The organism is Citrobacter europaeus (assembly GCA_020099315.1).
Taxonomy (GTDB): domain Bacteria; phylum Pseudomonadota; class Gammaproteobacteria; order Enterobacterales; family Enterobacteriaceae; genus Citrobacter; species Citrobacter europaeus.
In genome coordinates this window covers 2,658,412-2,684,285 of the sequence record CP083650.1, presented here as the reverse complement: position 1 = coordinate 2,684,285, position 25,874 = coordinate 2,658,412, and the positions used below count along the sequence as shown (strand labels likewise).

Sequence of the window (25,874 nt, the reverse complement as noted above, 5' to 3'; positions counted from 1 at the left end):
TAATTTAGTGCTGCAATTAGCGTCATCAAACTCGCTGTATATTTAATTATATATCGCATGCGATATAAAAATATATATGAGAGTGGAGTCACAAATATTTGCACAGCATATGAAGTGCTATTTTAATTTATCTAAATGATAATAAATCTCACTCCGCATTAATTATTTCCCTTCCGTTTTTTAATTGATGACGATCAAGACTATGTATGCTGAATAACCACATTATTTCTACGCCTAACCCTAAAGAATTAGATTCATTCAGTTTAACCACCGTCATTTACGCGATCAGGTTAGGGCAAAATTTTACGTGTTGTTGGCAACATAAACCGCCCGAAATGGCTTGAGCTGGACTGGTTTAATTTAGCCTGGAGGTGTTGCTACCACAGCGTTTGCGAAGAGGATGCGAAATAAATGAACCAGGTTGATCGTCCATTTTTAGATTGTGGTTTAACGCGGCTTGAATTTCTGCGGATATCAGCAAAAGGTCTGGCGGGATTAACCATTGCCCCCGCACTGTTATCCCTTTTGGGCTGTAAGCAGGAAGATGTCGACAGCGGCACAGTGGGGCTTATCAATACGCCAAAAGGGGTGCTGGTAACCCAGCGAGCGCGCTGTACGGGCTGTCACCGCTGTGAAATTTCCTGTACTAATTATAACGATGGCGCCGTGGGCACTTTCTTTTCCCGTATAAAAATCCATCGTAATTACTTCTTTGGCGATGATGGCGTTGGTTCCGGCGGCGGACTGTATGGCGATTTAAACTATACCGCTGATACTTGCCGTCAGTGCAAAGATCCGCAATGCATGAAGGTCTGCCCCATCGGCGCTATTACCTGGAAACAGGAAGAGGGTTGTATTGTGGTGGATCACAAACGTTGTATTGGCTGCAGCGCGTGTACTACCGCCTGTCCGTGGATGATGGCGACCGTAAATACCGAAACCAAAAAATCCTCAAAATGTGTGTTATGCGGGGAATGCGCCAATGCTTGTCCGACTGGAGCATTAAAAATTATCGAGTGGAAAGATATTACTGTTTGATAGATAGCAGGTATGCCTGGTACGCGTCATTAATTGCCAAAAATATCGCAGTTTTGCAGATAAAAGCTACCTGGAAAATGGCGGGTATATCTATTAAACCTTCTTGCAAAGGAAAACATGATGGCTAATGGTTGGACAGGTAATATTTTACGGGTCAATCTCACCACGGGTAATATCACCCTGGAAGATTCCAGTAAATTTAAAAAATTTGTCGGCGGGATGGGCTTTGGTTATAAAATTATGTACGACGAAGTCCCGCCTGGCACCATGCCTTTTGATGAAGGGAATAAACTGGTTTTCGCCACCGGACCATTAACGGGTTCTGGTGCCCCTTGTAGCTCCCGCGTCAATATCACCTCCTTATCGACGTTCACCAAAGGCAATTTAGTGGTGGATGCCCACATGGGCGGCTTCTTCGCCGCGCAAATGAAATTCGCCGGTTACGATGCCATTGTTATCGAAGGAAAGTCCGCATCTCCGGTCTGGATCAACATCAAAGACGATAAGGTGAGCATCGAAAAAGCCGATTTCCTGTGGGGCAAGGGAACGCGCGCCACAACCGAGGAAATTTGCCGTATTACCAGCCCGGAAACCTGCGTCGCGGCTATTGGCCAGGCGGGTGAGAATCTGGTGCCGCTCTCCTGCATGATCAACAGCCGTAACCATAGCGGCGGCGCCGGTACTGGCGCGGTGATGGGCTCGAAAAACCTGAAGGCCATTGCGGTAGAAGGGACCAGAGGGGTCAATATTGCCGATCGCAAAGAGATGAAGCGGCTCAATGACTACATGATGACCGAGCTTATCGGCGCCAACAACAACCACGTTGTGCCAAGCACCCCGCAGGCCTGGGCAGAATATTCTTCGCCAAACTCGCGCTGGACAGCCCGTAAGGGACTTTTCTGGGGCGCGGCAGAAGGTGGGCCAATCGAAACCGGCGAAATCCCGCCGGGTAACCAGAATACCGTGGGTTTCCGTACCTATAAATCCGTGTTCGATCTGGGGCCAGCCGCTGAGAAATACACGGTCAAAATGAGCGGCTGCCATTCATGTCCCATTCGTTGTATGTCGCAGCTTAATGTCCCGCGAGTGAAAGATTTTGGCGTGCCGAGTACCGGTGGTAACACCTGCGTAGCGAACTTCGTTCACACCACCATTTTCCCTAATGGCCCGAAAGATTTCGACGATAAAGACGACGGGCGCGTGGTGGGAAATCTGATAGGTCTGAACCTGTTCGACGATTATGGCATCTGGTGTAACTACGGGCAGTTGCACCGTGATTTTACTTATTGCTATTCGAAAGGCGTCTTTAAGCGCGTACTGCCCGCTGAAGAGTATGCGGAGATCCGCTGGGATCAGCTGGAAGCGGGCGATCCTCATTTTATTAAAGACTTCTACTACCGCCTGGCGCATCGCGTGGGTGAACTCAGCCATCTTGCGGACGGCTCGTATGCCATTGCTGAACGCTGGGATTTGGGCGAAGAGTACTGGGGTTATGCCAAAAATAAACTGTGGTCACCGTTCGGTTTTCCAGTCCACCATGCAAACGAGGCCTCCGCACAGGTGGGAGCGATCACCAACTGTATGTTTAACCGTGACTGTATGACGCATACCCATATCAACTTCATCGGTTCCGGATTACCGCTGAAATTACAGCGCGAAGTGGCGGGCGAGTTATTTGGTTCGCAGGATGCCTACGATGAAACCAAAAACTACACCCCGATCAATGCCGCCAAGATTAAATATGCCAAATGGACGCTGCTGAAAGTCTGTCTGCATAACGCGGTTACGCTGTGTAACTGGGTTTGGCCGATGACGGTTTCACCACTCAAGAGCCGTAACTATCGCGGGGATTTGGATCTGGAAGCGAAGTTCTTCCAGGCGGTCACCGGTGATGAAACCACGCAGGCGAGTCTGGACCTGGCCGCTGAACGCATCTTTACCCTGCATCGTGCTTATACGGTCAAACTGATGCAAACCAAAGATATGCGCAATGAGCACGATCTCATCTGTTCCTGGGTGTTTGATAAAGATCCGAAGATCCCGGTTTTCACTGAAGGAACCGACAAGATGGACAGGGAGGATATGCGTCAGTCCCTGACGATGTTCTATCAGGAAATGGGCTGGGATCCAGAGCTGGGTTGCCCAACGCGTGAAACCCTGAACCGACTCGGACTTGAAGACGTAGCCGCTGATTTGGCTGCACAGGATCTGTTGCCGGCGTAAGGAAAGCAAGATGACTAACGTGAGCGACGTTCTGATACCCGTTGAGGCGTTTCCTGACGAGGTTGACAGTCAAAAGAGACAGTGGCTGCAGGCGTTTCACCCTCCTGTAGAGCAGGTGACTGCACCTCAGGTTCAGGAACCCGTCAGCCCGGAGTCGATTGTGGCAGATTTTATTCGTCAGCATTCAGCGTCAGGACAAGTTGTGGCGCGCAGCGTGTTTCTGCAGCCACCTTATTCGGTCCCTGAAACCGAGCTTTCTACGCTGTTGGATGCGCTGTGTCAGGACGCGAATGACGCGGATATTAGCCGTGTGCAGGGCGCGGAAGATGCGTATTTCTATTCGACGCAAACCATGAGCGCAAATTACGCCGATATGTGTGTGCAGGTGATGGAAAACGACATCTGCCGTGCGATTGCCGAAGCGGTACGCTTCGACTGTCGCACGTATCCTCGCCCCTATAAGGTCGCCATGCTGACGCAACCGCCGTATAGCTTTGAGTCTCAACAGCTTGCAGCTGCGCTCACAGCCATGGAAACGCATCCTGATTACGCAGATATACGGCCTGTGGAATCGTCAAATGCGGAGCCTTATTTGTTCAGCGAACGTTTTATGAGTTATGGCAAAGCGTACGGCCTGTGTGAATGGCTTGAGGTTGAGCAGTATCAGAACCCCTGAATTATTCAGGTTGATGTCATGGAATGTGTGGACGACCACTGTCACAGTATTAGAGGATAACCCGATGTCCTTCACCCGACGAAAATTTGTCATTGGCATGGGGACGGTGATTTTTTTTACCGGCCCAGGTCAAAATCTGTTAGCGAGTACCAGAAGCCCTAAAGACGTTCATTACGTCATGATTCACGACGAATCACTGTGTAACGGATGTAATCTCTGCGCCCGCGCATGCAGGAAAACCAACCATGTTCCTCCCCAGGGCAGCCGTTTGTCGATAGCGCATATTCCGGTCTCTGACAACGACAACGAAACACTGTATCACTACTTCCGTCAGTCCTGTCAGCATTGCGACGATGCGCCTTGTATTGAGGTGTGCCCGACCGGCGCCTCCTGGCGAGATGAAAACGGTATTGTGCGGGTAGACACGTCTTCCTGTATCGGCTGCAGCTACTGTATTGGCGCGTGTCCTTATCAGGTACGTTATCTCAACCCGCAAACCAAAGTGGCGGATAAATGCGACTTCTGTGCTGAAACACGTCTGGCGAAAGGTTTTCCGCCGATCTGTGTTAACGCCTGCCCGGAACATGCGCTGATTTTTGGTCGTGAAGATAGCCCAGAAATTCAGAGCTGGTTGCGAGAAAATAAGTATTACGAACATCAACTTGCAGGCGCCGGAAAACCCCATCTGTATCGTCGGTTCGGTCAACATTTGATTAAAAAGGATAATGTATGAACGCGTCGCAGAATGCCGAACAGTTTCACGCCCAGCTTGCGCAGTATGTTCCCCTGTTTTCACCGGACTACTGGCCTGTGTGGCTGGTTATCGCTGGGTTAATGCTGGTGGGAATGTGGCTGGTGCTGGCGCTACACGCCATGCTGCGCTTTCGAGCGGCGCATAAAGCGTCGGCAGGGCACGGTGAGAAAGTCTATTTATACTCGAAGGCTGTACGTTTATGGCACTGGTCAAATGCGCTGCTTTTTTTACTACTTCTGGCTAGTGGTCTGGTCAATCACTTCTCCGCCGTCAGCGCATCGGTGATGAAAAGCCTGCTTACCGTACATGAGATCTGCGGCTTTTTATTGCTTGCCTGCTGGATTGGTTTTGTCCTGATCAACCTGATTGGCGGCAACGGACATCATTATATTATTCAACGTCAAGGATGGATCGCACGCGCGCAAAGACAAACGCGATTTTACCTGTTCGGCATTATGCAGGGTGAATCACACCCATTCCCGGCATCAAAGCGTTCTAAGTTCAATCCGCTACAGCAGGCGGCCTATGTGGGCGTGATGTATGGTTTGCTGCCATTACTGCTAATCTCAGGGCTGTTATCGCTCTATCCGACGGTTGTCGGCGATCTGTTCCCTGGCGTGCGTTACTGGCTGCTGCAGGCGCACTTCGCGCTGGCGATTGTCAGTCTGTTTTTCATTTTTGGGCATCTTTATCTCTGCACGACAGGTCGCACGCCGGGCGAAACCTTCAAGTGTATGGTGGATGGCTATCACCGACATTAAGCGATGATGATTACGCGAAGTGATTTACGGGCCTGGCGCGTTGGGCCCGTTATGTATCGCTGGTTTTTACGTACTTTTCCCGCTGGTGGAAGCTATGCCGATGTCCATCGTGCGCTCCAGCGAGAAGGGTATACAGACTGGGCAGACAGCCTGGTGGAATACGGCTGGTCAAAATGGCGGGAAGAGGCGAGTTTTGTCCAGCAGGATATTCGCGCGATGGGGAGTATTTCCCGTGTGCAAACGGCGGGGGAAACCCGCCGTCCGCTGGCGGATGCGGAAGATAATGCCCGGTTTAGTAGCGCTAGCGATAACGTTAAAATCGCCAGCGCAGGGTATGCCGCCCAGATTGCCAGCGCAGGTTATAGCGCACGCATTGGTAGCGTAGGCTACAACGTGCATATCGGCAGCTCAGGCGATCGCGGGCGAATTGCGGTTGCGGGAAATTCGGCACGTATCAGTAGCGTGGGTGACGGGACGCGTATCGCCAGTACCGGCATGCGCGTACGCATCAGCTCGCTCGGTGACCGAAACCGGATTGCCTGCAGTGGCGATTTAACCCAGTTGGCCTGTTTTGGCGCAGAGTCCAAAATCGCCAACTGCGCGGATAACATCCACATTATTGCCAGCGGAGAGAACGCCGTCGTTGCCAGTACAGGCGTTGTCGATTCGATAACGCTCGGTCCCGGCGGCTGCGCGGCGCTGGCCTACCACGATGGCGAGAGGATGCGTTTTGCGCTTGCCGTTGAAGGGGAAAATAACATTCGGGCAGGGGTGAAATATCGGCTCAACGAAGACCATCAGTTCGTGGAATGTTGAGCCGTGGTGTCATTTTAGCGCGAAGCGGCGTTGGGTGATTTTCTCCAGGCTCAGGCACAGCAGGTAATAGACCAGTCCGGTAAAGATAAAAATAGCTGCCGGGTAGATTTGCACCCGGCTGTTAACCTGACCGGCAACCGTCGTGAGTTCCGGCACGTTAACGATAAATGCCAGCGATGTATCCTTCAGTAATCCAATAAAGATCCCCGTGAGCGACGGCAGCACGTTACGCAGCACCTGTGGCAATAAGATAAGCCACAGTGCCTGATAAGGGCGAAAACCCTGAACCACTGCTGCATCATATTGCCCGCCAGGCAGTGCGCTGATTCCTGCGTACACTGAGTGCATCACCGAGGCGGCGGTGAACCATGCCAACGCCAGCGTCACGGTAACGGCGCCGGGAAGATCGCTTCCGGTCAGCATGGGGAGCAAATACCACATCCAGAAAATCACAAAGATGAGCGGAATGCCGCGAATAAACTCCGCCCAGATGAACAATAGATTGCGAACCGCGCCAGGAAACCGCCAGGCGCAGCAGGCAAGAACTATTCCGCCCGGCAGGGCCAGCAGCGCCGCGCCGAAAGCCATCAGCAAAGTGAGCAGAACGCCGCCGGGTTGCCCCTGCGCCATTCGTCCCCACAGGAGATAGTCAAGATTGTCGGTAATGACCGAAATATTAGCGATCACGCGGTATGCTCCTGACGCAGAAAATGCGCGTTCTTACCTTTGACGATTTACCCGACGCTGGCTGCGGGCCAAGACGCGTAAGCAGCATACCCAGAACGATGCCGGTGAACAGGTAAAGCGCCGTGCCAACGGCAAAGGCTTCCAGCGCGTGCGCGTTGTAGCTTTCAATTTGCCGTACCTGGTAGGTGAGCTCGGCAAAACCAATACCGCTGGCGAGCGAGGAGAGCTTCATCAGGTTGAGATACTGCCCAACAATGGGTTGCCAGGCGTTTGCCAGCCCCTGAGGCAGCAGAATGTGAAGGAACGTCGTCCAGGATGAAAAACCCTGCGCCACGGCAGCCTCGCGTTGTCCGGCAGAAACCGCTTGTAAACCAGAGGCGATCTCCTCGACCAAAAATGCCGAGGTAAATACGCCCAGCCCCCATGCTGAACAGATAAATTCTGGTGTTAACCACCAGACATCCCCCGGCAGAATAGACCATGGATGCTCAGCATTGATAAAGGTAATGATGTCGCGGGGCAGCCAGTTCCATGCGGCAAAATACCAGAACATCAGTTGCACCAGTAACGGTGTGTTGCGAAACACCGAGACCCACGCGCCGACTACCGCTTTGGCGAGGCGATTGCCCGTCAGGCGCAGGCCGATCAGCGCGATGGCAATAAGCGTGGCGAGCACGATACCTGCCAGCGTCACCCAGAGCGTGGTGAGAAAGCCGGAAATTATCCATTGCAGAGGTAGCCCGCTCAGCACCCCCTGCCAGTCCATTGCAAGCATTATAGCGATGACTCCTGGTGTAACGGATCGAGCACTTTTTTCAGGAAACGCTGGGTTCTCGGGTGCTGTGGTCGGGTGAAAAAATCTTCTGGTGCGGCTACTTCAAGAATATCGCCGCCATCAATGAATACCACCCGATCGGCAATTTCACGGGCGAAATGCATTTCATGGGTCACGACGATCATGGTGATGCCGCTGTGGGCCAGGTTTTTCATCACTTGTAATACCTCGCCGATCATTTCCGGATCCAGCGCAGAGGTTGGCTCATCAAACAGAATGATTTGTGGCGACGAGGCCAGCGCACGGGCGATGGCCACGCGCTGCTGCTGCCCACCGGACAACTGCGCGGCATAGGCGTTGGCTTTTTCTGCCAGTCCCACCTTTTCCAGCAACTCGAATGCCCGACGCTCCGCTTCCGCCTTGTTCCAGCCATGAACATATTCCAGCGCCAGCGCGATGTTCGAAAGCGCTGTCAGATGCGCATAGAGATTGAATTGCTGAAATACGAAACCGATACGGCTGCGTAACTGGCGTAATGCAGCCCCGCGCAACTGACTAATCGGTTTGTCATCAATGAAGATTTCACCTCCGCTCAGCGACTCAAGCTGGTTGATAAGACGTATAAGAGTGGACTTTCCGGAGCCAGAAGGGCCCAGAATAGTCACCACTTCACCGGGTTCAACTGAGAGGCTGACGCCGTTAAGTACGGTGTGAGCGTCATACTGTTTGATGACATTGCGCAGTTCGACGCTCGCCTGACGCAAATGGGTAAAATCCGCAGCAGAAGCTGCGGACCGATGAAAAAGGGCTGAGAGCATATTATCTGGCTTCTATTTTAAAGGCGCGGGGTTGGGGATTCTGGGTTTCAGGACCAAACCAGACATCATAAATTTTGGCCGCCTGCCCGGTAGATTCCAGCTTCAAAAGCTCATCGTTGACGGCTTTTAACAGCGCAGGTTCACCTTTTTTCACCCCCACGCCGATCTCTTCTTTGCTCAGCAGATCCGGCAGAATTTTGAAATCTGCTTTATCCGGCGCGCCGCCTAATAAACCGGCCAGAATCGTACTGTCCTGGGTAATCGCCTGGACATTGCCGTTGCGTAGCGCGGTTAACGCCAGTGGAATATCGTCGTAGGCCAGCACACGCGACTGCGGAAAGCGCTGATGTAGCGCCTGCTCGCCGGTGGTACCTTTTACCGCGCCGATTCGCGCTTTACTGTATTCCTCGAGCTTGTCCGGAGATTTTGCTGGCACAAGGAACTGCTGACCGGTAACAAAATAAGGGACGGAGAAGTCAATCACCTGCGCCCGTTCAGGCGTGATCGTGATATCCGCGACGATTAAATCGGCTTTACCGGATTGTAATAACGGAATGCGGTTTGCCGGATTGGTCGCGACCAGTTCCAGTTTTACGCCAAGGGATTTGGCCAGCGCTTCGGCAAAATCAACGTCGTAGCCGACAATCTTATGCGTTTTCGCATCGATGGAGCCAAACGGCGGATTCGCGTCGAATGTCGCGACTTTTACTACGCCAGCGGCCTTGATATCAGCCAGTTGGTCGGCCTGTGCCTGCGAGACGGTAAGACCTGAAGCCAGCAGCACGCCGAGCGCCAGCAGTGTTTTTTTAGCGCGGTATTTTTTCGTTGCCATCATTGTATGAAATCCCTGTAGTTTTTGGTTTGTGCTTTTTACGCTCCCATAACTTACGGTTGGGACAAAATAAGAAAAAATTCTTATCTATATACAAAATGTTATTAGTGAAAAGGGTGTTAATTACGGGTGAAAATATTGCAATGGCGGAAGGCAAAATAGTGCATAACCCCGGCAGTAATTCACGTTTGGTTTTTGTATGAGGGTGCGCGTGAATATGACTGAAGTGTGCTAATGTCCAGAAACGCTACTGGAATATCCTCCTGACCTGTACCATGTGTCACAACAGGTCTGGATTGGGGAAATGCATGCTGCGTGATAATTTTAACGATCTCTATTATCTCATTATCGTGGCCCGCGAGCGGAGTTTTACCAGGGCAGCGGCAAAGCTTGGGGTTTCGCAATCCGCGCTAAGCCATGCGATTCGTGGGCTTGAGGAACGTCTGGATGTACGACTTCTGACACGCACCACGCGCAGCGTTGCGCCGACCGAAGCCGGAGAACGGCTCATCAACAGTATCAGCCCGCGTTTTGATGACATTGAATCGGAGCTGCTGGCATTAACCGATGTCCGCCAGCGTGTGGCCGGTAACATCCGTCTGACGCTGGGCGAGCACGCGTTGCAATCTACCGTCTGGCCCGCGCTGGAGCCTTTTTTACAGACTTACCCTGATGTGAATGTTGAAATGACCATCGACAATAGCCTGACGGATATTGTAACCGGCCGCTATGATGCGGGTATTCGGCTTGGCGAGCAGGTGGCGAAAGACATGGTCGCCGTCAGGATTGGCCCAGACTGGCGCATGGTAGTGGTGGGTTCACCGGCATATTTTGCCCGTCATGGCAAACCCCATACTCCGCACGACCTGCAAAATCATAACTGTATTAACATGCGCATGCCGACGTTGGGCGGTCTGTATGCCTGGGAGTTTACCAAAGACGGTCAAGATTTGCGCGTGCGGGTGGAGGGACAGCTTATTTTTAACAATCTGCCCCCGCGGATCGGCGCGGCGATTACCGGAATGGGGCTGGCATTTGTGCCGGAAGATACCGTAGAACGGGCCGTTGCGGACGGCGCGCTGGAAAAAGTGCTGGAGGACTGGTGCGAACCGTTTCCTGGCTATTATATGTACTACCCCAGTCGCAAACAGCATACCGCCGCTTTTGCGCAACTGATTGAGGCGTTGCGATATACGGGCTCAAGCAGGAAGGGGTAGCAGGCGATAAAAAACCGGCATTGCGCCGGTTTAGAAATCAGATTTTGCAGGCGTCGCCGCAGTCATTATCAGCAATAATTTCCTGCGCTTTCTTGTCTGCATCTTCCAGACGTTCAGCATTACGCTCTTGCGCTTCTTCCAGTCCATCAAAGACCAGATTATCGAGATCAATTTCCATCATTCACCTGCTCAGGTTCAGCGTTTAACATCACGTTATTATATTGCAAAAATGTTGCTTAATAGCAGCGATTCTTGCTACTTAGCATCGAACGCAATCCGCTGTGCGTATTTATCCGCCAAAGTGGCCCACGGTTCGCAATTGCTAAAGAATCGTTGGTCGTAAATACCGCAAAATCCTCACACTCTCTACCGTTTTGCCTTCATTTTTTCATTAACGTGATACGCGATCATTTTTAACAAATGCGCGACAAAACCACTATACATATAACTTAATATCTTTTATACATTAATTGTTCAACCCTGCGACTATTCCACAAAAGAGAAAGCTATATGGAACAGACTACTGATAAGAAAAACGATAATTTTCAGAAAGATGGCAAAGAACAGTTCAATCGCTCGATCGGTCTTATTTCAAACTTTGCGCTGGGTTTTACCTACCTGTCGCCGCTTACCGCCGTCTATTCACTGTTTGCGTTGGCCGTAACGCTGGCGGGGCCGCCTGCAGTTTGGTGGATTTTAATCGTCGCATGTGGACAACTTTTAGTGGCGTTAGTGTTTGGTGAGGTCGCTTCCCAGTATCCAATAACCGGCGGGCTTTATCCCTGGGCCAGAAGGTTGTGGGGCAAGAAGTATGCGTGGATCGCCGCCTGGATTTACCTGTGGGCGCTGGTGGTCACCATTACGTCAATCGCGGAATATACGTCTACGTTTGTTGAATCGCTCTTCCACTATGGTCAGACGCCAGCCACCATGTTGGTGACTTCCGTCCTGCTGCTGCTGTTGATGATGGCGGTTAATATGTCCGGGACTAAGAATCTGGCCCGTGTTGCGAAAATTGGCTTCTGGTGTGAAATCGTCAGCGTGATTGCGCTGGGGATTTATCTGCTGATTTTCCACCGTTCGCAGCCGTTCTCTGTCATCTTCGATTCGATGGGCGTGCTAGCTCATGACGGCAGCTATTCCACCGCATTTATGTCCGCCGCACTGATGGGGCTGTTTATGTTCTTTGGCTTTGAGGCCTGCGGTAACGTTGCGGAAGAGGTGCAGAATCCGAGTAAAAAGATCCCGGTCGCGATGATTTTAAGCATCGTATTTGGTGCGATTTCTGCGATTATTTCCGTAATGGGTTATTTGCTGGCTTCACCGAATCTGGTCAGTATCGTGAATGGCAAAACGTCCGATCCGATCCCGGCTATCCTGAACGAAGCACTTGGCGAAACCGGCGCAACCGTCTTTATCATCGTCGCGATTGTGGCGATGCTGTCTTGCATTCTGTCTCTGCAGGCTGCCTTAAGCCGCCTTATCTTTTCCTTCTCCCGCGACAGAATGCTGCCGGGTAGTGAATGGATGTCAAAGATATCTAAAAATGGCGTTCCGGATAATGCCATGGTCGTCAGTTGCTTGCTGCCGGTCATCATCTGTGTTTGGGTCTATTTTCAGCCAGATAATCTGTCGCGTATTACCGCGTTTGCCGTCATCGGGATTTACATTTCGTTCCAGATGGTTGTGCTTGCCGCACTGCGCCAGCGCCTGAAAGGCTGGAAACCGGCCGGGGAGTGGACTATTGGCGGTTGGGGCACAATTGTGAACGTGCTGGCGCTGGCCTATGGATTATGTGGGATTTGGTTGTTGGCGCAACCGGCAGACAGCAGCGACTTCATCGATCGTTGGACGGTATTGTTCGGCCTGGCGATTGTTGTTGGCTCGGGGCTTATCTATATGTTCCTGACCCGACCGTTTGGTCGTTCTGCGGCACCGGAAAATGATGCTATTGCTTACGCTAACAAGCTGAATATAGGCCAGGATAACTAGAAACTAAGGGCCTTCGGGCCCTTAGTTTTGATAGTGATAAAGGATAAAGTAGTCGCTCTGATAAACCACACTACTGTTTGCTGGAGCGAGTAATTCACCCACGCGAAAGCGCGGCCAACTGGAGAAGATTATCCTGTTTTCCAGATTGGTCAGAATCACATAATCAGGGTGAGCGCAGGAGAGCAGTTCGGCTTCTGTCTGACTAACCAGCAGGTCGACGGCAGCGACACCAAGAAACTGATCGTTGTAGTAGACCGGTACTGCCGAGGTCAGGGTATAGGAGATATTGCAGATATAGTCGACGTAGGGACCGTGGATATAGGCTTTTCCTGCCGGAGGTGAGTGTTTAAACCACTCGAAGGTTCTGAAATCCAGTCGTTGTTGTGTGGCCTGATCCAAATCGAGGTGCGCCTGACTCAAACCATTATCCTTTTTATACCACCATTCCAGCAGCCAATACTCTTTTGTTGTTGCGGTACTCTCAATATGGCTGGCAAACCCGGCTCCTGAACAGTAATGATTGTCGTTGAGCGTGCGCTTGATGTGTTGCTGAACGGTCGATCTCACCGAGGGATCGAGGACAACCTCTGCCGAGGGCTTTTGCACCCCGGAAATCGCCTCATGGATGCTCCTCGCCAGCGCAACGGTAGAATCTACGGTAGAGGCGGTAATATCATCAATTTTACGAATTAATGCGCTTAAGGATGTCGAAGAGCTCATTATCTGTCCTGCCTTCACTGATTGTCAGTTCGCGTTATATTTCAGCTTTTTTTCAATAAGGTAATAGGTAAACGTGTCGATGATCCGTGTGGCAAGCTGCACAGATTCCGCCTCGTTGTGCGCCGCCAGCGCATCGGCCAACGCCGAATAAAGCGCGATAATTTCGGCATGAATGTTGTCTGCACGATAAAGTATCGCCACCAGCGATGCCCATTCAGCCTGCACCTGCAGCTCCTGGTTGGCCAGCCGCGCCGAATGCGAACTGGCGGCTATCGCCAGCAGGCAACGCATATCGGCCTGGGTCATCAGTTCAGGTGAGTTTGCTTTACTGAGTACTTCAACAAACTCGCGAAATTTGGCGATATCCGCGCTTGTCATCCGTCTGGAGGCCAGCCTTGCGCTATGGCTGATAATGGCGCAATGCATTTCACCCAGATCAGAAAGGTAATCCGTACTGATCGCTTTGAACGGATGCAGAGCGCTGTTTTTGCCATCGATGTTTTCGCATACGAAGCTTCCGCCATTACGCCCACGAACCGTATGGATAAGATTATTAGCCCGAAGCGTGTTTAGCGCTTCTCTGATGGTGATATGTGAGACACCCATCATCTTTGCCAAATCAGTTTCGTTGGGGAGCTGTTCTTTTGGCTCCAGCAATCCCGTGATAATGGCGTTTGAAAGGCGCTGCACTATCTGGTCTGAACGACTGACCTGCCCGATAGGCGCAAATATGACCGCGTGAGTAATCATAATCTTTTCTGTACTCAATTCCCTGAAACAACGACCATTTTTAACACATGCCCGTCGGGCAAGGAAGGTAAGAATGGCCGAGTCATTTTACATGCCTGGGCGCAACATAACTGCACAGGCGAATGTGTGTCCCGATAACCTCATGATGAGCCGGGCATAACGCGTTGACTCACGAAGAAAAACCTTACCTTGTAAATGTGAAAATTAAGTTAAAAATGCGAGGCTTATCATAGTGTCAATGTTGCGCATTTGAAAATGTTTTACAATATATATATTACATAAGATTCTTTATGTATTAACTGGCAGGAGACAGGTATGAAAACCCTGAAGCATTTTATTAATGGGCAATATGTAGCAGGCAGCAGCGAAGACACCTTCGAGCTGGTGAGTCCGGTTGACGGCGAAACGTACGCATTATCTCCTAACGCCAGCGCGGCAGAGGTGGAGCAGGCATATTCGGCAGCGGAGGCGGCGTTTAGCATCTGGAGAAAATCGACGCCGGCACAGCGGCAAAAGGCGTTATTGCGCCTGGCTGATGAGATTGAACGCAACGTTGAGCGGTTAGTAAACGCGCAGAGCCAGGAAACCGGTCAGCTTCGCCATTTTATTGAGAAAGAAGAGATCGCGGCATCCTGCGATGCCATCCGCTTTTTTGCCGGCGCGGCGCGCTGTCTTGAAGGGAAGGCGGCAGGAGAATATTCCGCCGGGTTTACCTCAACTATCCGCCGCGAACCGCTGGGTATTGTTGGTCAGGTTACGCCATGGAACTACCCGTTCATGATGGCGGTATGGAAGATTGCGCCAGCGCTGGCGGCAGGCAACACGGTTGTATTAAAGCCAAGCGACACCACACCGATCAGCACGCTGCTGTTGGCCGAACTGGCTGCCCCGTTGTTCCCGAGAGGAGCATTTAACGTCGTGTTGGGCAAAGCCAGCACCGGTTCGCTGGTGGTTTCAAACCCGAAAGCCTCGCTGGTTTCGATTACCGGTTCGGTCCGTGCGGGTCTGCAGGTTGCGGCTTCGGCTGCGGCAAACCTGACCAGGGCGCATCTGGAATTGGGCGGGAAAGCGCCCGCGGTGGTTTTTGCCGATGCGGATATGGACAAGGCGATTGCGACAATCGCCACGGCAGGCTTTTTCAATGCCGGGCAGGACTGCACGGCGGCTACGCGTATCCTGGTCGAACAGTCCATTTACGCTGAGTTTCTGGAAAAGCTGATCCAGAAAACGAAGAGTATTAAATTTGGACCGCCAGAGGACCAGGAGGCGCTGTATGGCGCATTAAATAGCAAAAATCAGTTGGAGCAGGTGAAAGGCTTTATTGAACGTTTACCAGCACATGCAAAAATTGAAACCGGTGGGCGCGCAGGATCTGGGCCTGGCTTCTATTTTGAACCGACGATCGTCTCCGGATTGCATCAAAATGATGAAGCTATTCAGCATGAAGTATTTGGTCCGGTAATGACTATTCAATCGTTTTCTACTGACGAAGAAGTACTACACAAAGCGAATGATGTGGAGTATGGTCTTGCCGCCAGCGTCTGGACCAGTAACCATGGTCGCGCGCAGCGCTTCAGCATTGACCTCGATTTTGGCACGGTGTGGATTAACAATCACATTCCTCTGTGCGCCGAAATGCCGCACGGCGGGTTCAAAAAATCGGGTTATGGCAAAGATCTCTCATCCTATTCGCTCGAAGAATACACTCGGGTGAAACATATCATGTGTGACATTTCTGAATAGAGAGGATGACGATGAAAACCATAAAAATAGCGGTGCTTTCATTAGTGATGTTCTCGGGCTTTAGCCTGGCGGAAAGCACCTCGCTGAATACCGTGAAAGAGTATATGGCGGCGTGGAATGCGCACGATGCTTCGCGAGCCGCTCAATATCTTGCTGATGATGCGGTCTATTATGATGCCGCTGCGGGCGAACCAATAAACGGCAGAGAAAAAGCGGAAAAAGAGGTCATCGGTGCTTTTATTAAGGCGGTGCCAGACCTGAGCTGGAAAATGGTGGGTAAACCCGTCTACGACGAAGATACCGTGGCATTCCGTTGGGAATTTTCAGGAAAAAATAGTGGTGAATGGGCAGGGAGTCCGCCGACAAATAATCCGATCAAATTTGAAGGCGTCAGCTATATTCATGTTAAAGCAGGAAAAATCACCTGGCAGGGTGACTATTATGATTCTAAAAAACTGGACGAAGAGTTAAAGCCAGTGAAGTAGTCGGCTGTACCCCTTTAATAATTTGAAGGGGTATATCTCTTATTTGTGTCGTATTAAGGGCAGTGTGTAGCAATAAGGAAAAAAGTTAATGGCAATTACCAGACGTGATTTTCTCAACGGCGTCGCGGTGACTATTGCGGCGGGGCTTACTCCGCTGGAATGGGTCAGGGCGGCAGGAAAGGGAAACGCATTTATAGATGGACACTATTATCCGCCCGCGCTGACGGGGCTGCGGGGTAATCATCCTGGATCGTTTGAAATGGCGCATGCGCTAGGCCGCGAGCATAAGCATTTTGATCTAAACGCTCTGCCCGTTGAGGAAGAGTACGATCTGGTGATAGTGGGGGGCGGGATTAGCGGGCTGGCTGCCGGATGTTTCTGGCGACAACTTGCCGGACAAAATAGCCGGGTCCTGATCCTCGATAACCATGATGATTTTGGCGGGCATGCCAAACGTAATGAATTTACCAGCTCGGGCAAGAAACTACTCGGTTATGGCGGCAGCGAAGCATTCCAGTCACCCGCGCATAATTTCAGTCCTGAGGTACAAAAACTGATGGAAACCGTGGGCGTCAGCGTCACGCGGTTAAAAGAGAGTTTTGACGTAAACTTCTACCCCGACTGGCAGCTCAGTCGCGGCGTTTTCTTCGACAAAAAGAATTTTGGCGAAACAAAAATCGTCAGCGGCGATCCGGGCCGCGCGGTATCTGATGATATCCCGCCGGACAGGCTCAATGGGCGTAAAATTGAAGACTTTATCAATGATTTCCCGCTAAGTGAGAACGACAGAAAAGCGCTGATCGACCTGCACGTACGTCCTGGCGATTACCTTCCGGGGATGACGGTCGATGAGAAAATGGAATGGCTGGATACCCACAGCTACAGTGAATTTTTAGCAACAAAAGTTGGTTTGAGTAAAATGGCGCTGCTCTATTTTCAGCAGCGTTCCAATGACTTCTTTGCCATCGGCATTGAAGGCATCTCCTGCAGCGATGCCAGGGCGTGCGCCTTACCCGGCATGGAAGGGATGGGGTTACCGCCGTTGGACGGAGAGTCGCTGGCCGACCTCGAAGAGCCGTATGTTTACCATTTCCCGGACGGTAACGCCGGTCTGGCCCGACTGTTAGTCAGGTATATGCTGCCGGATGCGCTACCGGGTAACACTATGGAAGACTCTGTTCTCGCCAGACTGCATTACGAAAAGCTGGATCTACCAGAAAACACCACGCGTCTGCGCCTGAACAGCACGGTGATAAATGCGGCCAACGTACAGGATGGCGTGGCGGTGACCTATCTGCGTGACGGCAAAATGCACCGTGTGCGCGGTAAGAACACCATCATGGCAGGCTATAACATGATGATCCCGTATCTGGTGCCTGAGATGCCGGAACAGCAGCAGGCGGATCTCAAACTGAACGTGAAAGCACCGCTGGTGTACACCAACGTGGTGGTCAAAAACTGGCAGGCGTTCAAACAGCTTGGCGTACATGAATTTTACTCTCCGGCTGCTCCCTATAGCAGGGTTAAGCTCGACTATCCGGTCAGCATCGGCGGGTACCAACATCCGGCCTCACCGGACGATCCGATGGTCATTCACATGGTCTATGTGCCTACCTATCCTGGCAGTAACCTGTCGGCCAGAGAGCAGTTCCGTCTGGGACGAGCCTATTTACTGGGGACCACATTTGCGGCGCATGAGGAGATGATTCGTTCCCAGCTGCAGGAAATGTTTGGCTCAACGGGCTTTGATAATCAACGCGATATCGCCGCCATTACCGTTAACCGCTGGGCGCATGGCTATGCGTATTACGCCAACTCGCTGTTCGATGATATGGATAAAATGCCAGAAATTATCGAGCGGGCGCGTCAGCCAGTCGGTCGCATCGCCATCGCTAACTCCGATTCTGACTGGAGTGCTTATGCCCATACGGCGATCGACCAGGCATGGCGTGCGGTTAATGAACTCAAGGATATGGGGTGATCTATGCGTAATGTAACCGTTCTTGCCGCCTGTTTATTTACCGCCTCTGTTAGCGCTGCGGAGTCTAATGGCGAATATATCGCGCGAATCTCAGACTGTGTGGCCTGCCATACCACTGAAGGTGGTGCTGCGATGGCGGGTGGCAAAAAGTTTCCTACCCCGGTAGGGGATATTTATTCGACCAACATTACCCCAGACAAGACGCAGGGTATTGGTAATTACTCATACGAGGATTTTGAAAAGGCGGTACGTCAGGGAATTGCCAAAGACGGTCATCCGCTCTATCCGGCTATGCCTTATCCCTCTTATGCAAAACTTTCTGACGCGGATGTTCAGGCGTTGTATCGCTATTTTATGCATGATGTCAGGCCGTCTGCGCAACCCAATAAAGAGAATGCTATTCCGTGGCTACTCTCCGCCCGCTGGCCACTGCATATCTGGAACTGGTTGTTTACCGACGCGCCAACAACGACAGCAGTGAATGCGAAACCAGATGACAACGCTGCCCTGGTAAAACGGGGCGCTTATCTGGTGGAAGGTCCTGGGCACTGCGGTTCATGTCATACACCGAGAGGCATGGCGATGAACGAAAAAGCGTATACCAATGCTGATGCCGAGTACCTGAGCGGCGCGATGATCGACGGCTGGTATGCGCCTTCGCTGCGGGGCAGCGGAATGTCAGAGCAGGCGTTAAAATCGCTGCTGCTGACCGGTAAAAGCAAACATGCCGCGGTTTCTGGTTCGATGGCTGAAGTCGTTACGCAGAGTACGCAGTATCTGACTGATGAAGATGCCACGGCGATCGCGCAATATCTGCTGAGCCTGAAAAGCGCGAAGCCTGAAGCGGGGCGTACCGCATCGACTACTGCATCCTGGTCGAATTCACCCGAGGCGGGCAAAGTGACCTATAACCGCTACTGCTCCACCTGTCACGGACTGGAAGGGAAAGGTACGGATGATAACGCGCCTTCTTTGATCAATAACCCGTTGGTCATGGTTGATGACCCGACGCCACTGTTCAGAGTGATTGCCCACGGCGCAGAAACACCGACTACGCGTGGCAACGTCTCCTTTAAGATGCCTGCGTACGGTGGCCTGTTAAACGACACCGAAATGCGCGACGTGATTAACTACGTGCGTAAGAGTTGGGGAGAAGGGAATGGCGAAGTAAGCCAGGAAGACCTGGCTGGCGTTAAAAAAGCGTCACATTAAACAGCATGCCGGATAAGGCGCTTACGCCGCTATCCGGCAGTGCTTATACGGCGTTTACTCTGATAATACCCACCAGTCGTGTAAACGCCGCCGCCATTTCATGCTCTTCGATACTGGCAAATCCCAGCAGCAGTCCGCTGCGCTTCTCTTCATTCACGTAGTAGCGAGACAGCGGGCGCACCAGCAGCCCTTGTGTGTTCGCCTGTTGGGCAATAACAACGTCATCGCTCCCGGCGGGCAACTGTAGAATCATGTGTAGCCCGGCGTTGCTGCTGAAAGAGCCAAGATAATGCTCACCAAGCTGGCGGCTGATAAGCTCCACCAGTGTCTGACGACGACGACTGTACAGCTGGCGCATTTTACGTATGTGCGCCGCGTAGTAACCCTCACGGATAAACTCTGCCAGCGCGGCCTGAATCAGCAAATGTCCGCCGCGATAGAGGTCGTTATGAACTTTCTTCAGCGGTGCGGCTAGCGGTTTGGGCAGCACCACATACCCGAGACGTAGCGCAGGATAGAGTGTCTTACTGAATGTCCCGATATAGATGACCGGCGTCTCTTCTTCCAGTCCCTGCAAAGAGGGGATCGGCTGACCTGAAAAGCGGAACTCGCTGTCATAGTCATCTTCCACTATCCAGCTTCGCGTTTCGCGTGCGCGAAACAGAAGTTGCTGACGGCGACTGAGGCTCATCACCGAACCGAGAGGATATTGATGTGACGGTGTCACAAAAATAAGTTTTGGCGCAGGCTCTCCAGCTTCCGGAGGGACCATGCCTTGTTCATCAACCGGGATAGCCGAAAAATTTACCGCATTGATGCGCAGAATATTTTTGATTCCCCAGTAGCCCGGCTCCTCAATCCAGGCATTATCACCGGGGTTGCATAATGTTCGGGTCACCAGATCCAGCGCCTGGTGAATACCTTCAGTAATCAGAATTTGCTCCGGCGAACACCGCACGCCACGCGCGGTTCGCAGATAGTCTGCCAGCGCTTCTTTTAGCTCATTCACGCCGCCTGCGGCATCGTAAGTAAGAAACTCCGGACGCAGGCGTCTCGCCAGCCTGTCCTGAATTTTTTTGAGTACCCGGTGAGGGAAATGCTCTACATCAGGTACGCCTGGAATAAATGCCCCCCACTGACGGGGACTGGCGCTGGCATGACCCAACAGCTCAAGGCAGCGGGCAGATAAGCGGGTGTGATCCTCCAGAGTGGCAGCAACAGGTTCTTTATTGGGACGCAGGTTGAGATTGTCCAGCACGCTGTCAGTGACAAATGTGCCGCTGCTGGTACGCGCAGAAATATAGCCTTCGGCCTGCAACTGCTCGTAAACCCGCAGGACGGTATTGCGCGATAGCGTCAGCTCTCCTGCCAGGTCACGTGAAGGAGGCATTCGGGTAGCCGGTTTCAGGCTACCTTCGAGGATGCAACTACAAATGGCGGCATACAGACGACGATGCAGTTTTTCATCTGGCTGCTGGCTAAATGCCTGCTTGATCACATCTCCGGCAAGTGAACGCATTTGGATCCTTAAAATAAAACGATTTGGCTCTCGATTAAAGTACCAGACGGCGTCTAAATTTAAAGGGTAATTCAACCTAAATGTATTAATGGACAAGGTGTAAGAATGAACAATAAAAACCTGCAACAACGTCGTCTGGATGCCACCCCGCGTGGCGTGGGTGTAATGTGTGATTTTTATGCCCAGTCGGCAGAAAACAGCACGATTACCGATATCGAAGGCAATCAGTACATTGATTTTGCCGCCGGGATTGCCGTGCTGAACACCGGACACCGTCATCCTCGCCTGGTGCAGGCAGTCGAAGCACAGCTTCAGGCTTTTACCCATACTGCTTATCAGATTGTCCCGTATGAAAGCTATGTGTCTTTGGCTGAGAAAATCAACGCCGTTGCGCCAATCGACGGTAAGCGGAAAACCACGTTCTTCACCACCGGGGCTGAAGCGGTAGAAAACGCAGTGAAAATCGCCCGCGCGCATACCGGCCGTCCTGGCGTTATCGCGTTTGGCGGCGGTTTTCATGGGCGTACTTACATGACGATGGCGTTAACCGGCAAAGTAGCGCCCTATAAAAAAGGATTCGGCCCGTTCCCTGGCTCCATTTACCATGCGCCGTATCCTTCTGAATTGCAGGGGATTTCTACGGCAGACTCCATAAAAGCGATCGAGCGCCTGTTTAAAGCCGATATCGATCCAACCCAGGTTGCGGCGATTATTTTCGAACCCGTCCAGGGAGAAGGAGGCTTCGTAGTAGCGCCGCCGGAATTTGTGACCGCCATCCGCCGTATTTGCGACGAGCATGGCATTGTGATGATCGCTGATGAGGTGCAAAGCGGGTTTGCCCGTACGGGCCAGCTGTTTGCGATGGATCATTACGCTGATAAAGCGGATCTGATGACCATGGCAAAAAGCCTTGCGGGCGGCATGCCGCTGTCAGGCGTCGTGGGCAAAGCCGAAATCATGGACGCGCCAGCGCCGGGTGGTCTGGGCGGAACTTACGCCGGGAACCCGCTGTCGATTGCGGCGGCTCATGCGGTGCTGGATATCATTCGTGATGAACAGTTGTGCCAGCGTGCGGCGGCCCTCGGTGAACAACTGCGCGCCACTCTGACCGAGGCGCAAACAGGGTGTCCTGAACTGGCCGAAGTGCGTGGCTTAGGCTCTATGATTGCCGCTGAATTCTGTGATGCAACGACGGGAGAACCCAACGCCGCCGCCGCACAGCGCGTGCAGAAGAAAGCCCTTGAGCAAGGATTGCTACTGCTGACCTGTGGTCAATATGGCAACGTTATTCGTTTCCTTTACCCGCTGACGATTCCGCAGGATCAGTTCGCCAAAGCGCTTGATATCATCAAAGCGGCAACCAAATAACCCATAAGTCAAAAGGATACTCATAGCCGACGGTCGTCATCACCGTCGGCTTTTTTGTTGCTATAAATTGACCAATTACACGTCGTTATATATTTACATACATATCGATTGGGTCTATCCTATTCATCATACAAATATAACAACTGTACTCTTCAAGAGAAGGCGCTTGCGTTAGTGGCCTCCAGTCTTTCTACCTAACAAACTGAATTAACGAATGTTAAATAACAAAATTACCCCAGTAGCCTCTGGGTTATTGACCTTTGCCTGTCTTTCCACCGCCGTAACCGCGCATGCTGAAGATACCGTCATCGTTTCGGCGCCCGCCTCGTCACAATCCTCGTTTTCGAAACATGAACCGCCGGCGAGTGAAAAAAAAGCAATGTTAGGTAGCCTTGGCGAGCGTGAGCTGATTGATGTTCCCTGGTCGGTACAGACCTTGTCGAAAAGAGTGCTGGATCAGCAACAGATCAAAGACGTGAAAGATGCCTATCGTTACCTACCTTCCGTTCAGGGGGACGGCGTCCGCCCGCAAACCCGCGGCATGCAGGGGAGTGTGGTACAGAACCATATGATTGATGGCCTGAACGCCGTCTCCACGACGGAATATTCGACTGAACAGTTCCAGAGCATAGACGTGTTGAATGGAATAGCCGGATCATTGTACGGCCCAGCCAATCCGGCGGGGATGTTTAATCTGGTGTCTAAACGACCTGTCGATACGCCGTTACATCGCGTAACCGTAGGGCAAGGTACAGGGTCGGGAACGCTGACGTCGATGGATTTCAGCGGCCCAATCGATGCGGGAGACCGGGTGAAATATCGCCTTAACTTGCTAAATGATGAGGGCCGTAGTTACACCACCGATAGCCATGTCCGTCGACAGTACGCAGGATTAGGGCTGGATTTTCAACTGACAGATCAAACGGTGCTGGAGAGTAATTTCAGCTATTACCATTACTATGAAAAAGGCATGCCAGGGAGTTTTGCCCTGGCGAAGGGCGTTCACTTCCCCACGGCATTTGATCCTACGAACAGTAAATATGGTCAGTCTTATGCGGGTCATGATGACGAAACGACCACCGCCGATATGCATATTAAGCATGATTTTGACGGTAACTGGATGCTGGATCTGGGGGTGCTACACCAGGTCGCAGATCGAGAATCGACGGCAGTGACCAACACTCTGACGAATAATCGGGGAGATTACACCACCACAACCGCCAATTCGGCGGCCAGTCGCTTTACCATCAACAGTTATTTAGCGAACCTGACCGGTAGCATTGATACCGGCTGGCTGACGCAGGACATTTCTACCGGAATGCGTGGATTTGTATGGAAAAACTATAATCCCAGAAACGGGGGAACCTTCACCCTTGGGCATTCTTCTCTTGATCAACATCCCGACTACCCACGACCACCATATCCGGACTTTAACGATCGCTATCATTCAGCAACGACCACTCAGCATGCGTTTTTGCTAAGCGATACGCTGCATTTTTCCCCGCAGTGGAGCTTGCTGCTTTCCGGTAGTGAGAACCTGTTTACCGTCAGTAACTACAACAAAACTGGGCATGAAAGTAGCCGGCAGAAAGACAATGGCATGAGCGGTTCTACCAGCCTGATGTATAAACCGGTGGAGAGCGTCACGCTGTATACCACCTGGGCGGACAGCTTGCAGCAGGGCGATACCGCACCCGCTGGGGCGCGCAATGCCGGGCAGGTATTAGATCCCTACCGTAGTCGCCAGGTTGAAGTGGGCGCAAAATATGCGCCAGTAAAGGATCTGCTGCTTACCGCTGCGCTGTTTGAAGCTAAACGCCCCTTTGCCTATACCAACGACAACGGTGATTTTGCCCAGGACGGAACGCAGAAAAACCGAGGACTGGAACTGATGGCTGATGGGCATATTACCCGAAATTTGCGCGTGTTAGGCGGCGGAGCCTGGCTTGATCCGGTGCTACATAATACCGCGGCCAGCAATGCGGATGGTAAGCAAGTTGTTGGTTTACCACGCTTCGCCTCGAATATCCTCGCGATCTACACCATTGAACGGGTTCCAGGACTGGATGTCGACACGAACGTGCATTATGTCGGGCGTCGGGCTACTGATAACGCCAATGACAGCTGGGTCGGGAGTTACACCACGGTGGATATCGGCACGCGTTATGCCACCAGGCTATGGAACACGCCAACCACCTTCCGGTTTGATATCACCAACCTCACCGATCGTCACTACTGGACCAATATTGTTCCCGGCGCATTGACCGGTTACACGGGGGCAGGGGCTGCCAGCGCGCAACTTGGCGCACCGCGTCAGGCTCAGATTTCTGTTCAGGTTGATTTTTAGAGGTTACTCATGAAAACGTGCCACACATGGCTGCTTTGTGTGTGGCTGGCGTTTCCTGCCCTGGCAACACGCCAGGTTGTGGATGATGCTGGTCACACGGTTACCGTTCCCATGCAAGTTGAGCGTATTGCGGATGGCTGGTTTGCTCATCATTCGATACTGATGACGCTGGGTGCTGGCCGTAACATTATTGCGACGGTGAACCATGAGGAGAACCAGCCCTGGATGTTCAAAATCAATCCTTCCCTGAGACAAGCCTTACAGATACGGGGAACATCATTCAATAGTGAGGATTTGCTTGCCCGGCACGTCGATGTGCTGTTTGTGGCAAAAGGAAAAGGGGATGCTCAAAGTTACAGCCAGGCGGGCATCCCGACTCTTGAAATGGCATTTACTGACTATGCTTCGATGGAAAAATCGGTCACTACAACTGCAGAAGTGCTGGGTACCGGGCAAGCGCGCGCCCGGGCGACGGCTTACAATCAGTATCTAAACCGTGTACTCGCTGACGTGCAGGCTAAAACGGCGGGATTAACGGCAAACCATCGCCCACGGGTACTCCATATTCAATCGCTGAATCCGCTTAAAGTCGACGGCAGGCACACGTTGATCGATACCTGGATTACGCTTGCGGGCGGATTGAACGCGGCAGGAGAAGTGAACGGCAATATGAAAGAGGTATCGCCTGAGCGGGTGCTTTACTGGCAACCGCAGGTCATTATTCTCGGGGCGGGTTGCGGTGATATCGGCAATTCACCCTACGCGGCATTGTTCAAAGAACTTGACGCGGTTAAGCAGGGTAACGTTTGGCGTAATCCGGCGGGCGTGTTCCCTTGGGATCGTTACGGTACTGAAAGTGCGCTGCAGCTGCAGTGGGCTGCATCAAAACTGCATCCTGCGCTGTTTAGCGGTTTGGATATGGTCAGCGTGACGCGAGATTTTTATCGCCAGTTCTTCGATTATTCGCTTACTCAGGAGCAGGCGATGCGAATTTTAAATGCGTTACCTCCACAGGAGTAGCGTCCACGTGTAAAGACTGGCGCGCTAGGGATTGCACGCCATATTTACCCCTTTTAAATGTGGGATTTGATGCGACGCATGATGATAATGGGTTGCCAGCTATCACGTTATATAATTTAATGCATATCGATTTTACTCCT

The 25,874-nt window shown here is 51.9% G+C and carries 23 protein-coding genes; 15 read left to right on the top strand and 8 right to left on the bottom strand.

Translation table 11 applies throughout. From position 1 onward, the window contains the following. The first annotated feature begins 411 nt into the window (after positions 1-411). The 6 genes from LA337_12700 (at position 412) to ydhT (ending at position 6,268) form a co-directional block, all read left to right on the top strand. Positions 412-1,038 carry a ferredoxin-like protein gene (locus tag LA337_12700; protein ID UBI14065.1) on the top strand — a complete coding sequence of 209 codons (627 nt, stop codon included), beginning with the start codon at positions 412-414 and terminating at the stop codon, positions 1,036-1,038. A gap of 120 nt (positions 1,039-1,158) precedes the next feature. Continuing rightward, entirely contained in the window at positions 1,159-3,261 is a 2,103-nt protein-coding gene (locus LA337_12695) for an aldehyde ferredoxin oxidoreductase (GenBank protein ID UBI18456.1), read from the top strand. A gap of 10 nt (positions 3,262-3,271) precedes the next feature. Beyond that, entirely contained in the window at positions 3,272-3,937 is a 666-nt protein-coding gene (locus LA337_12690) for a YdhW family putative oxidoreductase system protein (protein ID UBI14064.1), read from the top strand. A gap of 64 nt (positions 3,938-4,001) precedes the next feature. Continuing rightward, positions 4,002-4,670: a 4Fe-4S dicluster domain-containing protein gene (locus LA337_12685; protein ID UBI14063.1), complete on the top strand. Its 669-nt coding sequence runs from the start codon at positions 4,002-4,004 to the stop codon at positions 4,668-4,670. After that, positions 4,667-5,452, top strand: coding sequence for a thiosulfate reductase cytochrome B subunit (locus LA337_12680; GenBank protein ID UBI14062.1), 786 nt, complete (start codon positions 4,667-4,669; stop codon positions 5,450-5,452). The genes LA337_12685 and LA337_12680 overlap by 4 nt, the downstream gene beginning before the upstream one ends. A gap of 3 nt (positions 5,453-5,455) precedes the next feature. After that, positions 5,456-6,268 carry a protein YdhT gene (gene ydhT / locus LA337_12675; protein ID UBI14061.1) on the top strand — a complete coding sequence of 271 codons (813 nt, stop codon included), beginning with the start codon at positions 5,456-5,458 and terminating at the stop codon, positions 6,266-6,268. 9 nt (positions 6,269-6,277) lie between these two features. Here the strand turns inward: ydhT and LA337_12670 are convergent, their stop codons facing one another. From LA337_12670 to LA337_12655, 4 genes are read right to left on the bottom strand one after another with little or no spacing between them, the layout of a single operon-like run. Further along, complete coding sequence (locus tag LA337_12670) at positions 6,278-6,955, bottom strand: amino acid ABC transporter permease (protein ID UBI14060.1); 678 nt, start codon at positions 6,953-6,955, stop codon at positions 6,278-6,280. Then, entirely contained in the window at positions 6,945-7,730 is a 786-nt protein-coding gene (locus LA337_12665) for an amino acid ABC transporter permease (GenBank protein UBI14059.1), read from the bottom strand. Before LA337_12665 ends, LA337_12670 begins: the two co-directional genes overlap by 11 nt. Continuing rightward, on the bottom strand, positions 7,730-8,548 hold the full coding sequence (locus tag LA337_12660) for an amino acid ABC transporter ATP-binding protein (protein UBI14058.1): 819 nt from the start codon (positions 8,546-8,548) through the stop codon (positions 7,730-7,732). Before LA337_12660 ends, LA337_12665 begins: the two co-directional genes overlap by 1 nt. Before the next feature lies 1 nt (position 8,549). Beyond that, positions 8,550-9,383, bottom strand: coding sequence for an ABC transporter substrate-binding protein (locus tag LA337_12655; GenBank protein ID UBI14057.1), 834 nt, complete (start codon positions 9,381-9,383; stop codon positions 8,550-8,552). A gap of 305 nt (positions 9,384-9,688) precedes the next feature. On the opposite strand from LA337_12655, the gene LA337_12650 reads away from it, so the two are divergent. Continuing rightward, complete coding sequence (locus LA337_12650) at positions 9,689-10,597, top strand: LysR family transcriptional regulator (GenBank protein UBI14056.1); 909 nt, start codon at positions 9,689-9,691, stop codon at positions 10,595-10,597. Between the two features lie 37 nt (positions 10,598-10,634). Here the strand turns inward: LA337_12650 and LA337_12645 are convergent, their stop codons facing one another. Beyond that, positions 10,635-10,775 (bottom strand): hypothetical protein, encoded by a 141-nt coding sequence (locus LA337_12645; GenBank protein UBI18455.1) that lies wholly within the window; start codon positions 10,773-10,775, stop codon positions 10,635-10,637. A gap of 332 nt (positions 10,776-11,107) precedes the next feature. On the opposite strand from LA337_12645, the gene LA337_12640 reads away from it, so the two are divergent. Continuing rightward, entirely contained in the window at positions 11,108-12,589 is a 1,482-nt protein-coding gene (locus tag LA337_12640) for an APC family permease (GenBank protein UBI14055.1), read from the top strand. Positions 12,590-12,610: 21 nt separating this feature from the next. Here LA337_12640 and LA337_12635 read toward each other — a convergent pair whose 3' ends face one another. Together LA337_12635 and LA337_12630 are read right to left on the bottom strand one after the other, a co-directional pair. Further along, positions 12,611-13,309, bottom strand: coding sequence for a hypothetical protein (locus LA337_12635; protein UBI14054.1), 699 nt, complete (start codon positions 13,307-13,309; stop codon positions 12,611-12,613). A gap of 24 nt (positions 13,310-13,333) precedes the next feature. Further along, positions 13,334-14,059 carry a GntR family transcriptional regulator gene (locus tag LA337_12630; GenBank protein UBI14053.1) on the bottom strand — a complete coding sequence of 242 codons (726 nt, stop codon included), beginning with the start codon at positions 14,057-14,059 and terminating at the stop codon, positions 13,334-13,336. Positions 14,060-14,374: 315 nt separating this feature from the next. On the opposite strand from LA337_12630, the gene LA337_12625 reads away from it, so the two are divergent. The 4 genes from LA337_12625 to LA337_12610 all read left to right on the top strand — a co-directional run bounded on the left by LA337_12625 (position 14,375) and on the right by LA337_12610 (position 19,480). Then, positions 14,375-15,802, top strand: coding sequence for a gamma-aminobutyraldehyde dehydrogenase (locus LA337_12625; protein ID UBI14052.1), 1,428 nt, complete (start codon positions 14,375-14,377; stop codon positions 15,800-15,802). Positions 15,803-15,813: 11 nt separating this feature from the next. Beyond that, a complete protein-coding gene (locus tag LA337_12620; protein ID UBI14051.1) occupies positions 15,814-16,287 on the top strand; it encodes an ester cyclase in 474 nt (157 codons plus the stop codon). A gap of 88 nt (positions 16,288-16,375) precedes the next feature. Then, positions 16,376-18,268 (top strand): NAD(P)/FAD-dependent oxidoreductase, encoded by a 1,893-nt coding sequence (locus tag LA337_12615; protein UBI14050.1) that lies wholly within the window; start codon positions 16,376-16,378, stop codon positions 18,266-18,268. A 3-nt stretch (positions 18,269-18,271) separates the two neighbouring features. Beyond that, on the top strand, positions 18,272-19,480 hold the full coding sequence (locus LA337_12610) for a cytochrome c (protein UBI14049.1): 1,209 nt from the start codon (positions 18,272-18,274) through the stop codon (positions 19,478-19,480). 43 nt (positions 19,481-19,523) lie between these two features. Here the strand turns inward: LA337_12610 and LA337_12605 are convergent, their stop codons facing one another. After that, a complete protein-coding gene (locus LA337_12605) occupies positions 19,524-20,999 on the bottom strand; it encodes a PLP-dependent aminotransferase family protein (GenBank protein UBI14048.1) in 1,476 nt (491 codons plus the stop codon). A gap of 105 nt (positions 21,000-21,104) precedes the next feature. Here LA337_12605 and puuE point away from each other — a divergent pair, with 105 nt between their 5' ends. From puuE to LA337_12590, 3 genes are all read left to right on the top strand, one after another. Beyond that, positions 21,105-22,367, top strand: a complete 1,263-nt coding sequence (gene puuE / locus LA337_12600) for a 4-aminobutyrate transaminase (GenBank protein ID UBI14047.1) — start codon at positions 21,105-21,107, stop codon at positions 22,365-22,367. Between the two features lie 214 nt (positions 22,368-22,581). Continuing rightward, entirely contained in the window at positions 22,582-24,714 is a 2,133-nt protein-coding gene (locus tag LA337_12595) for a TonB-dependent siderophore receptor (GenBank protein ID UBI14046.1), read from the top strand. A 9-nt stretch (positions 24,715-24,723) separates the two neighbouring features. Continuing rightward, positions 24,724-25,734: an ABC transporter substrate-binding protein gene (locus LA337_12590; GenBank protein ID UBI14045.1), complete on the top strand. Its 1,011-nt coding sequence runs from the start codon at positions 24,724-24,726 to the stop codon at positions 25,732-25,734. Positions 25,735-25,874 lie beyond the last annotated feature (140 nt).